At 35.4% G+C, this 12,613-nt stretch carries 7 protein-coding genes; all 7 read left to right on the forward strand.

The features are described 5' to 3' along the window. Positions 1 to 3 precede the first annotated feature (3 nt). The 7 genes from RM542_RS02125 (at position 4) to RM542_RS02155 (ending at position 12,613) form a co-directional block, all read left to right on the forward strand. Entirely contained in the window at positions 4 to 1,254 is a 1,251-nt protein-coding gene (locus RM542_RS02125) for an efflux RND transporter periplasmic adaptor subunit (RefSeq protein WP_311384059.1), read from the forward strand. 60 nt (positions 1,255 to 1,314) lie between these two features. Beyond that, the gene (locus tag RM542_RS02130; protein WP_311384060.1) at positions 1,315 to 2,010 is read left to right on the forward strand and encodes an ABC transporter ATP-binding protein; all 696 of its coding nucleotides are present in this window, start codon (positions 1,315 to 1,317) and stop codon (positions 2,008 to 2,010) included. Between the two features lie 34 nt (positions 2,011 to 2,044). After that, entirely contained in the window at positions 2,045 to 2,806 is a 762-nt protein-coding gene (locus RM542_RS02135; protein WP_311384061.1) for a GIN domain-containing protein, read from the forward strand. Between the two features lie 3 nt (positions 2,807 to 2,809). Further along, a complete protein-coding gene (locus tag RM542_RS02140) occupies positions 2,810 to 5,194 on the forward strand; it encodes an ABC transporter permease (protein WP_311384062.1) in 2,385 nt (794 codons plus the stop codon). 24 nt (positions 5,195 to 5,218) lie between these two features. Next, positions 5,219 to 7,618, forward strand: coding sequence for an ABC transporter permease (locus RM542_RS02145; RefSeq protein WP_311384063.1), 2,400 nt, complete (start codon positions 5,219 to 5,221; stop codon positions 7,616 to 7,618). A gap of 174 nt (positions 7,619 to 7,792) precedes the next feature. Further along, the gene (locus RM542_RS02150; RefSeq protein ID WP_311384064.1) at positions 7,793 to 10,207 is read left to right on the forward strand and encodes an ABC transporter permease; all 2,415 of its coding nucleotides are present in this window, start codon (positions 7,793 to 7,795) and stop codon (positions 10,205 to 10,207) included. A 21-nt stretch (positions 10,208 to 10,228) separates the two neighbouring features. After that, the gene (locus tag RM542_RS02155) at positions 10,229 to 12,613 is read left to right on the forward strand and encodes an ABC transporter permease (RefSeq protein WP_311384065.1); all 2,385 of its coding nucleotides are present in this window, start codon (positions 10,229 to 10,231) and stop codon (positions 12,611 to 12,613) included.

Here is a 12,613-nt window from a genome sequence, read left to right on the forward strand (position 1 = left end):
GTCATGGATATACAACTCGAAAAGAAAAAAGGATTACGCCCTAAACATTATGGCTATATCGCCATTGGCTTAATTTTGCTATTTGTTGGTTGGAAGTTATTTTTTGGAAGCTCGGTTTCAACTTTTAGAACCGAGAAAGACAGGCTTTCTATAGCCCAAATAACTGAAGGAAAATTTGATGATTATATTACCATAAACGGTAATGTAGCTCCAATTGCAACCATTTATATGGATGCCTATGAAGGCGGTAGAGTATCTGAAAAGCTTATTGAAGAAGGTACAATGGTCAAGAAAGGAGATATTATCTTAAAACTTGAAAATATGAATTTGTATGAGCAAATTCTAGCGAGTGAAAGTAACCTAGCGCTCAAACAAAATGATTTGCGTTCAACCAAACTTACCTTTGACTCAAGACAAGTTGAAGGACGAAGATCTTTAGCAACTGCTAGCACAGATTTGCAACGCTTAAAAAGAAACTTTGAACAAAATAAAGCCCTTTTTGAAGATGAGTTAATCTCAAGAGAAATTTATTTGACTTCTAAAGAGAATTATGAATTGGCTCAAAAACAATATGACATTGTTAAAGTTCAAACAGAACAGGATGATGAGCTACGTGAAACCTCCCTTTCAGGTCTTGATACTGACCTTAGCCGTATGCAACAAACCCTATCAATGGTTTATGAAAGATTAGACCATCTTAATGTTCGAGCACCTGCAGATGGTCAGTTAGGTTTTCTTGATGCTGAAATTGGCCAAAATATTGCTCAAGGGCAGCGAATTGGTCAAGTTAATGTATTGACTGATTTTAAAATAGAAGCTGAAATTGACGAGCATTATATTGATCGCGTAAAACGTGATTTATCTGCAAGTCTTGAGCGTAATGGTAAAGAATTCTCTTTAAGATTAAGAAAAGTATACCCAGAAGTGCGCAATGGAAGGTTCAAAGTTGACTTGGTTTTTACAAATGAAAAACCAGAAACAATTAGGTCAGGTCAAAGCTATAATATTAAATTACAGCTAGGTGCCTCTAGTGATGCGCTGTTATTGCCAAAAGGAGGGTTCTTTCAAAGCACCGGTGGGCAATGGATTTTTGTTGTGAACCCAGGCGGTAGCGAAGCCTTAAAAAGAAATATTAGAGTTGGCAAACAGAACTCTAGGTACTACGAGGTTTTAGAAGGATTAGAACAAGGAGAAAAAGTGATTACAAGTAATTACGACAGCTTCGGTGAAGCTGAAAGAATTGTATTAAAATAAATATAAACTGTCACATCAAGCGTCGTCGCGATGTCTTTAACTAATAGAAACAACAAAGAAATGATAACAATCAAAAATTTAAGAAAGAGCTTTAGAACAGAGGAAGTTGAAACATTGGCCTTGAACAATGTAAACCTTCATGTTGAAAATGGTGAGTTCGTTGCAATAATGGGACCATCAGGGTGCGGAAAATCTACTTTATTAAACATTATAGGAATGCTTGACAATCCTACAGAAGGTAGTTACAACTTTGCTAATCACGAAGTTGCTGGATTAAAAGAATCTCAGCGTACTCAACTCCGAAAAGGTAATTTAGGTTTTGTGTTTCAAAGCTTTAATCTGATTGACGAATTAACGGTTTATGAAAATGTAGAATTGCCTTTGATTTATTTAAAAATGGGAAAGGCAGAGCGAAAAGAAAAGGTTATGCAAGTGCTAGAGCGCATGAAGATTGCACATAGAGAAAAACACTTTCCGCAACAGTTATCTGGGGGTCAACAGCAACGTGTTGCAATTTCTAGAGCCGTAGTGACTAATCCGAAATTAATTCTTGCCGATGAACCTACAGGTAATTTAGATTCTAAAAATGGCATTGAAGTAATGAATCTTTTAACAGAGCTTAACCAAGAAGGAACAACTATTGTAATGGTTACGCACTCAGATAGAGATTCACATTATGCTCACCGTGTAGTTAATTTATTTGATGGTCAGATAGCAACTGAAAGTCAAAACCGAGCCATTGGGGCAACCGTTTAAAAGGCGTTTATTCATCAATCAAAAAACGAAAAACATGAAATCATCAATCAACCTTATTAGTGCAAAACTTTTTATCATTGGTTTTGCACTAATTTCTACAAATTCTTTTGGGCAATTAAAAACTATTGAAGTTGATAGTTATAAAAAGATAATCGTTAGTCCTCACATCGCGGTAACTTTTATTGAAGGCAAATCTGAAGCTGTCACCATTCATTCCAGTACTGAACCTTTAGACAAATTGAATGTTGAAGTGGTTGGTTCAACACTTCGTTTATACCTTGACGGTGCTAAAACCTACACAGACAGTAAAAATGTGAAGGGTGATAATTATGATTATAAAGTGCCTATTTACAAAGGAACAGTTATTACGGCAACTGTGACTTATAAGACAATTGAAGAACTTTCGTTGCGAGGTGAACAAAAATTTTTATGTGAAAGTCCAATAAATCAATCAGGATTTAGATTGAAAATATATGGTGAATCAGAGGTTTATTTTAACGAAGTTCATTTAGAAAACCTAACAACAACCATCTACGGCGAGAGCTTTTTAGAGCTTAAGAGCGGAAGGGTAGATAAACAAAAAATTACAGCCTATGGTGAAACAACAATCAATACTCTTGAAGTTGACACCAATAGCACTAGAATTACGGCATTTGGTGAAGGTAGTTATCGTATTGCTGTTAAAGACAAATTAAAAGTGACCGCTTATGGCGAAGCGACCATAGCTTATGAAGGTTCTCCTGAGGTTAACAAAGGAATTGTAATTGGTGAAGCAAAAATTCAAAAAATCAACTAAGCTATGTTTAAGAACTATTTAAAAATCGCTTGGAGGAACTTATTAAAAAGAAAAGTATTCGCAGCCATAAATGTTTTAGGTCTAGCCATAGGATTTGGTGGTTGTATCCTAATTTTTCTATTTCTCAATTATCATCTGTCATTTGATAATTTTCATACCAACGCTGACCGCATTTACAGAATAAATACAGAAGAAATCACCGATGATATAGAGTACAATGCTAGCGTACCCCCCGCATTTTCAAAGGTATTTAGAGAAGAATATGACTATGCTGAAAAAGTTGCCAAAATTGTACAACGAAACGATATAATACTTGATATCAATGAAAACGGAAAGCTCAAAAAGCTAAAAGAGAATGTCGTTTTTGTAGAAGAAGATTTTTTTGAAATCTTTAATTATCCTTTGATTTATGGTGGAGAAAAAGTACACCTTGCAGCCCCAAATACGGCCGTACTTACTGAAGATATGGCTATCAAAATGTACAGTAGAGCAGATGTTGTTGGCAATACCTTCATTTTGGAGAATGATAAGACCATAACAATTACCGGAGTGCTGAAAAACCTGCCCCAGTCCACTTTTTTAGATAGGGAACTCTTTATCAGTTTTGAAAATCTAGCTGATAATGCTAGGTTTGCGGCCAGTGAAAGCTGGGGAGGCATTACCGGTAATTTGCAATGTTATGCTTTATTAAGACCTAATCAGAATATTGCCAATATCGAAAAAGCTTTAATTGAGCTACCTAAAAGGCACCGGCCAAATAGCAAGAACAAACATGTATACAAACTACAAGCACTTTCTGACATCCATTTTAATGCTGATTACGGGGGGCTTAACCCTGTACTCCTATGGGTCTTTGGTATTGTTGGCCTCTTCCTAATCGTCATCGCCAGCATCAATTTTATTAATATCTCTACTGCACAGGCTTTCTACCGATCTAAAGAAATAGGTATTAGAAAAGTGTTGGGTAGCTTTAAACAGCACCTATTTTGGCAATTTTTGTCAGAAACATTTATTATTAGTCTTATTGCGCTCTTCATAGGCTTTGTGCTTTCGGTTTTGTTTTTGCCATCTTTCAATGATCTTTTTAATATTGAACTAGCTATTAATGATTTATGGACTCCTAACTTTATAGGTTTCATTGCTCTTGTATTAGTAGTAGTTTCCTTTTTCTCAGGAAGTTATCCCGGTATTCTTATGAGCCGAATAGTTCCCGTATTGGCACTGAAAGGCAAATTGGGCCATAATGATACTGGTGGTGTAGCCACCCGAAAGGTTTTGGTAGTGACTCAGTTTGTCATATCCATAGTTCTTATCGCAACAACAATTATTATCTCAAGACAAATTGATTATGCTGTGAACTCCGATTTGGGTTTTGACAAAGAGTCCCTTGTTATGGTAGAAATCCCAAGCAATATAGAAGAAGCCCAACTCTATAGTCTCAAAGAACGGTTAAAACAAATTCCAAGTGTGAGAGAAGTATCAAGTTGTTTTAGTAGTCCTGGTGCGTCAAGTAATAATTGGGGCACAAACATTAGATATGGTACAAGGCCAGAAGATGAAGAGTTTAGTATCAATGCTAAATTTGCTGATGAAGATTACATTAATACTTTCGGTCTAGAGCTTGCGTATGGCAGAAACTTCTTTAAAAAGGATTCTATTGATGAGGTGGTGGTTAATGAAAGATTAGCCGAAAAGCTGGGCCTTTCTTCTCCAGAAGATTTGTTGGGGCAACAGATTGCAATAAACGGTGGAACTATTCAGGGAACTATTGTAGGTGTCATAAAAGACTTTCATAACAGCAGCTTTACAGAAGGTATCAGCCCCGTAATTATAACGCCTTTAGCCGATACTTATGGTGAGATAGCATTAAAAATAAATAGTAAAAATACGAAACAGGCCTTAGCTCAAATAGATGAAAAGTGGTCAGAAACTTTTGATGGATATCTTTTCGAATATCGATTCTTAGATGATAGAGTGGCTGAACAATATGAACAAGAGCAACGTTACTTGTCCCTTTCAAAGGTTTTCTCGGGTCTTGCCATTTTTATCGGCTGTTTAGGCCTTTACGGTCTTATTCTCTTTTTCGTAGGGCAGCGAACCAAAGAAATTGGAATTAGAAAAGTGCTAGGTAGTAACATGACTAATATTCTAGCTTTATTATCACAAGATTTTCTCAAACTTATACTTATTGCCGGTATAGTAGCCACTCCTATTACTTGGTATTTTATGGCGCAGTGGCTTCAAGGATATACCTATAGAACAGAGATTCATTGGTGGTATTTTGCCATTGCTATTTTAGCAATCATGATAATTACAATGGCAACAATAAGTTACCAGACTTTAAAAGTGGCCATCAAAAGCCCCGTTGACAGCTTAAGAACGGAATAAGAACATCAATCAAAAATGAAAACCATGTTTAAGAACTATTTTAAAATCGCCTGGAGAAACCTCTTAAAAAATAAAGGATATTCCATAATAAATATTGGAGGTCTTGCTTTGGGCATGGCAGTAACTTTGATCATTGGTTTATGGATGAATGATGAGTTAACACACAATAATAATTTTGAAAATAAAAGTCGTTTTGCACAGGTTTTTCAATCACAAACTTTCAATAACAATACGGGAACAGGCCCAGCAATTCCGTTGCCACTAGAACCAGCTTTAAGAGAGCGTTATGGGGACAATTTTAAGCACCTTATAATGTCTTCTTGGAACACTAGTTCTTACATCAAATACGGTGAAGTTAATCTTTCTCGCCTTGGCAATTATATGCAGCGTGAAGCTCCTGAAATTCTCGGATTGAATATTCTTAAAGGAGAAAAAGATGGGCTTAGAGAGGTGAATGCTATCATGCTTTCAGCGTCTACGGCAGAAGCATTTTTTGGCGAAATAAACCCAATTGGTAAAACTGTTCGAATAAGTAACGAACATGATATGATGGTGACTGCTGTTTATGAAGATATGCCTTATAACTGTTCGTTTAGTGATTTAGATTATATCATGCCTTGGGATCATTATTACAATACCCAAGAGTGGATGCAAAATTCCAACGATAATTGGCAAAACAACTCCTTCCAAATGTTTGTTGAAATTGCTGATAACACCACCATGGAAGGTATAACCAATGCCATAATTGACATTAAGAAAAATGCGGATGAAGATGTGGTACAATACAATCCTAGAATTTTCTTGTTCCCTATGGATGATTGGTATCTAAAAGGCAATTTTGAAAACGGTGTTCAAACTGGTGGTCGTATACGCTATGTTTGGTTATTCGGAATCATTGGTGCTTTTGTACTGCTTTTAGCCTGCATCAATTTTATGAACTTAAGTACAGCTCGTTCCGAAAAACGAGCCAAAGAAGTTGGAATTAGAAAATCTATTGGTTCTCAAAAAGGTCAATTAATCTATCAGTTTTTAAGTGAATCTTTTTTGGTTGTCCTGTTTGCTTATATAATGGCTGTTATAATTGTTTTACTGTGTTTAAGCGGTTTTAATGACTTAGCAAGAAAGGAAATTGAGTTTCCATGGACAAGTAGCATATTTTGGCTAATCTCACTAGGGTTTATAATATTTACCGCACTATTAGCCGGTAGTTATCCTGCACTGTATTTATCTTCATTCAAACCAGTAGATGTGCTAAAAGGCACATTCAAAGCAGGCAGATATGCCGGTCTTCCTAGAAAAATTTTAGTGGTAGTTCAATTCACTGTTTCAGTGGCCTTTATAATCGGAACTGTCATTGTAATGCAGCAAATCAACCATGCTAAAAATAGACCTATAGGTTATGATAGAGAAGGTTTGATTCAAATTCCAACCTTTAGTCAAGATTTTAATGGTAAGACGGATTTAATGCGTGAACAATTCATCAGTTCTGGCGCTGTAGTTGAAATGGCTACTTCAAGTAGCCCAACAACTCGTATCTGGTCCAATAGGAGTGGTTTTACCTGGGAAGGTAAACCAGATGGTTTTCAAGAAGATTTGGCTTGGACCGAAGTATCAGCAGAGTACGGAAAAACTTTAAATCTAAAAATAATTGAGGGGCGAGATTTTTCAAGAGAATTTGCCTCAGACTCTCTTGGGGTTTTGATTAACGAAACTGCAAAGACCTATTTAGGAATGGAAAACCCTGTAGGTCAGTTATTACGAGATACCGATGAAGAAGATCCTAGTCCTCCTTTAAAAATAATCGGAGTAATAGAAGACATTATAGCGCAATCTCCTTACGAGCCAGTAAAGCAGGGTGTTTATGTTTATGATAGACATGATAATTTTAGTTATTATAACCTAAGATTAAATCCAAACCAAAGTGCGAATCAAAGCATTGCAGTAATTGAAAGAGTTTTCAAGGAAAATTTCCCGGCAATACCATTTGAATATGATTTTGTCGACGAAGAATATGCCGCAAAATTCGCTGCTGAGCAGCGCATTGGAACCTTATCAGGTATTTTTACTGGGCTGGCCATCTTAATTAGTTGTTTAGGTTTATTTGGTCTTACTTCATTTGTCGCAGAGCAGCGTACTAAAGAGATTGGAGTTAGAAAGGTCTTAGGAGCAAGCGTCTTTAACGTTTGGAATATGCTATCTAAAGATTTTTTAAAGCTAGTTGTCATTTCATGTTTCATTGCTGTTCCTATAGCTTATTACGTTATGAATGGATGGTTACAAGAATATCCATACCGAGTCATTTTAAAATGGTGGATTTTCGTATTAGCCATGTTTGGAGCAATGGGTGTTACTGTGTTAACAGTAAGTTTTCAAGCCATAAGAGCTGCAAAACAAAACCCAGTTAAGAGTTTACGTACTGAGTGATATAGTCTTAGGCGAAAGATTTTAAAATCATGTAAAATATCTATACAAAACTTGTCCAAAAAATTTACACTTTCAGTTCTATTTTTACATCTATACTATTGTTTTTCAGAGTTTTAACTGTTTGGCATGGTAATCGTTAATGCCTTTGTAACTAAAATCAGAACACAACCGATTATGTTTAAAAACTATATAAAAATAACATGGCGAAGTCTTGTCAAGAATAAAACCTTTACCATTCTAAACATTGTTGGGTTGTCTGTTGCAATTGCTGTAGCCATACTATTATCAATGGCTGGATTCTTTGACTTATCGTATGATCAGTTTCATGCCAATTCAAAAGACATTTACAAGGTTTATTCCATGTGGCAAAACCCAAAAGGTCCTCAAGTAAGTGTAAGCCATTCTGCCCCATTAATGCCCACTATCAAAGATGAGGTGCCGGGCATAGATAAAGCTACTCGTCATCTACAACAAGAAGCTGTACTAACTTATGGTGATAAAGAAATTAATATGGATGCCATTTGGGTCGATGCCGATTTCTTCAATATGTTCACCTTTCCTGCAATTGCAGGAAAACTGAATAATCCATTGGAAAAACAATCAGACATTGTAATAACTGAAGATGCGGCAAAATCATTATTCGGAAATGAGGAAGCCATAGGTAAAACAGTTCAAATTCTAATCAATGGAAAAGATGAGCCTTTTACCATAGGTACCGTAGTAGAAAATAACCCTTCACAGAGTACCTTGGAATTTGAAATTGCAGTTCGGTTTGAAAAAGAAGCCGATTATCTTGAAAGCCAAGATAATTGGAGCGCTAGATACCATGATGTATATGTACAACTAGCAAAAAATGTCGCTCCGGGTCAGTTTAATTTGGCAACCCGTTCGCTAGTCGAGAACAATTTCCAAGAACGTATTGAAAATGCTAAACGTGATGGTGCACAACCAGACGCAGATGGGCTCTTTTATAAGTTTGAGCTTTTACCACTACTTAATGAACATTTTGCAACCTTTAAAAATGGATATGTTGAAGTCAGTCGCGGTAATACCTATTTGGTACTCGGAGTTGCTTTTCTAATTCTTTTTATCGCTTGTGTCAATTTTGTAAATATGAGTATCGCAAGAAGCGGGCTACGTCTAAAAGAAATTGGTATGCGAAAGACTCTCGGAGCCAAAAGAAAACAACTCTTTTTACAGTTTTGGACAGAAAGCTTGATTGTCTTTCTATTCTCTATAGGTATTGGATTATTGATAAGCATTTTGCTTCTTGATGAATTTAAAACCATTTTCAGAACTGAAGTCTCTTTTGAATTAATTCTATCTCCTTTAAGCATTCTACTTTTTCTGTTTAGTATTTTATTAATTACGCTTATCGTAGGGGGTTATCCAGCATTGTTATTGAGCAAATTAGGGACTATACAATCTTTAAAAGGAAAGATAGACACCTCAGGCAAAAACAAAGTACGAGACGCTTTAATGGTGCTGCAATTTGGTATCGCTATTTTAATGATTACTGGGACTCTGGTGCTACACAGTCAGTTGGATTTTATGCGGAACAAAGATCTTGGATTTAATAAGGAACAGGTGCTGTCATTTCCATTAGATGGGAAAAAGAATAGTTATGAGGCGCTAGAGTTATTACGCAATGAATTGGCAGGTAATACGGATATCTTAGAAATATCAGGAGCAGACAACAATTTAGGATATGGAAAAGATGGAAGTGTTTCCAGTAGCATGTTCGGTTTTGAATATAAAAACAGAGTCATCAACACTAACTATCTCACCGTTGATTATGATTATGTTGAAACCTTAGATTTAGAGCTAGTTGCCGGTCGTAACTTTAGCAGGGAATTTGCAAGTGATAGGTCCGGGGCTGTTATTAATGAGGCAATGGCAAAAGAATTTGGAGAAAAAGACCCTTTAACTGCTTACATTAGTTTTAGTGATTCATTGCGATTTCCTATCATTGGAGTGGTCAAAGATTACCATTTCGAAAATTTAGATAAGGTTATTGCACCCATCACTATGATGATGAGTCGAGATTATGATTTATATTATGCTTATGTAAAAGTGGCTCCAGTTAACCTTGCTAAATCCTATGATGCTGTCGAAAAAACTTGGGCAAAAATTTCACCGAATTCAAAATTTTTAGGCTCATACCTAGATGAGAATATCAACAGAACTTTTAGGAAAGAGGAACAAATAACTACAATGATTACTAGTGGTTCCATACTAGCTATTGCTTTAAGTTGTATTGGTCTTTTTGCCATTTCCTTATTGATTGTAAATCAACGAACCAAAGAAATTGGAGTTAGAAAAGTGATTGGTGCTAGTGTCACAAATATTACTTTTTTATTAACCAAAGATTTTTTGAAATTAGTTGGTATATCATTTTTAATTGCAGCACCAATAGCTTGGTGGTTTATGAAAGAGTGGTTGAAAAATTATCCTTTCAAAATAAATTTAAGCCCCTTATTTTTTATTGTAGCAGGTTTGTTAGCAACAGTAATTGCCCTATTTACAGTTGGTAGCAAAACCATTAAAGCTGCAAAGCAAAACCCGGTAAAAAGTTTACGTACAGAATGAGATAATTAAAAAACAAGTGTCATGTTTAAGAGCTATCTAAAAATCGCATGGAGAAACCTAATAAAGAATAAAAGCTATCTGGTTATTAATTTAACCGGATTAACGGTAGCGATGACATGCTTCGTGCTCATAGCATTGTTCATTCAATTTGAAATGAGCTTTGATAAGCATCATGAAAATTCAGAAAAAACTTTCAGGATAATTCAACAACAAAGAGGTAATAGTTATCAAGGAACGGATATGTTCGCAGTTGCTCCTTTGCCTTTAGGAGAAGCTTTATTAAACGATTTTCCGGAAGTTGAAAATGTAACCAACCTCAATACCGGAGGCGCACTATTACTTAAAGATGAACTATCAATTGTTCAGCAAGGACTCTATACAGATAGCTCATATTTTGACGTGTTTACAACTCATGTTGTAATCGGAGATGCTAAAACTGCTTTAAAAGACCCAAATAATATTCTGATTACTGAATCTCTCGCGACTAAACTATTCGGAGAAAAATCTCCCATGAATCAAGAAATAGAATTTGGTAATGGCACGTCTTTTACAGTTAAGGGAATTCTTGAAAACGCTCCTAAAAACCAGCATTTTACTTACGATTTTATTGTTTCATACAAAAGCCAGGGATACTATGCAGAAGATGTTGGTTTTTGGGTAAGTAATAACTATCATACCTATATCACCTTAAATGATCCAAGTCAATATAAGACCTTGGAAAACAAGATGAAAGTATATGAATCAATCACTAAACCAGCATACGCAAATCAGGGTTTTAAATTCTATCCAGAATATAAACTTCAACCCTTGGAAGATATTCATCTTAAATCAAAAGTAAACATAGAACTTGGTCAAAATGGCGATGCGAAATACATAAATCTTTTTGCTTTAATTGCGATTATCATTCTTGTTTTAGCAGCCATAAATTATACCAACCTTGCTACTGCCAAATCGGCCAAGCGAGCAAAAGAAGTTGGTGTAAATAAAATGTTGGGGGCGAAAAGAGGTGGGCTAATAGTTCAATATATTGCAGAGTCTTTGTTTTTAACTTTTACAGCTTTAGTATTAGCATTATTTCTCTCATCTTTTATTTTACCATACTTCAATGAACTCTTAAATCGAGAAATTAGTTTCAATATTACTTCCAATATTCAAATCTTAGTAATTCTGTCAATTGCCGCAGTATTAACAGGAGTATTTTCAGGTCTATACCCTGCCTTTTTTCTCTCTGGAATTGCACCTATTAAAGCGCTAAAAGGAAACTTTTTAAAAAGTCATAAACAAGGAGGTTCCTTAAAAAGCATTTTAGTTATAAGTCAGTTTGCTGTAGCTATTGGTTTAGCCATAGCTAGCGTTATAATCCAACAACAGTTACAATACGTTCAAAATAAAAATCTTGGATATAGCAATAATCAATTAGTTCATGTTCGATATTTTGAATCTGAGATTACAGAAAAACAAGAGGTTTTAAAAGAACTATTATTACAAAACCCAAATGTGAACAAAGTTTCTTTGAGTTCTCAGCTGCCTTTCAATGTCAATAGTCAAGGTCCTGTTACCAATTGGGAAGGTAATTTTGAAAACGAGCCATTATATATTTATCGAACTTATGTCGACCAGGACTTTCTAGATATTTTCAAAATGGATATTATCGAAGGAAGGGGCTTTTCAAAAGAAATTGCCTCCGACTCTTTGGCATATTTACTTAACGAATCCGCGGTTAAATCTCTTGGATGGGAAACGGCAATTGGCAAAGATTTCGCTAATGGTAAGGTTATCGGTGTACTTAAAGATTTTCATCTTAAAACCTTTGATCAAGCCATAGAGCCGCTTTTTATGGCCTTAAGAACTCCAGAGTATACGCGAATTTTTGGAGAAGTTATTTTACAGGTTAATATGGAGAACTTCAAAGAAACATCAGATTTCATTGTCAAAACCCTGAAAACAATTGTGCCACACGTACCCTATGAGGTTAAATTTGTCGAAGAATCTTATATGCAATTTTATGATGAGGAAAAGCGATTAGGCAAGGCTTTCAATATTTTTACATTGTTAACACTTTTTATAGCGGCTATGGGCCTATTTGGAATGGTATCTTTTCAAATAACTCAACGCTCCAAAGAAATAAGTATTCGCAAAGTTCTAGGTAGCTCGGTTACTAATATTTTAAAACTTTTAGCAACTGGCATCTTTAAACAAATTATAATTGCGCTCATAATAGCTACTCCTCTCGCTTATTATTTCATGGAAAATTGGTTACAAGCCTATGTATATAGGATTTCTTTACAATGGTGGGTTGCCATAATTGTTGGTATTATAGCTATGTCTCTAGCTTTTTTATCAATAGGGTTTCAGAGTATAAAAGCGGCAACCCAAAACCCGGTAAAAAGTTTACGAAACGAATAA

The organism is Croceitalea sp. P059, from assembly GCF_031846365.1.
Classification (GTDB): domain Bacteria; phylum Bacteroidota; class Bacteroidia; order Flavobacteriales; family Flavobacteriaceae; genus Croceitalea; species Croceitalea vernalis.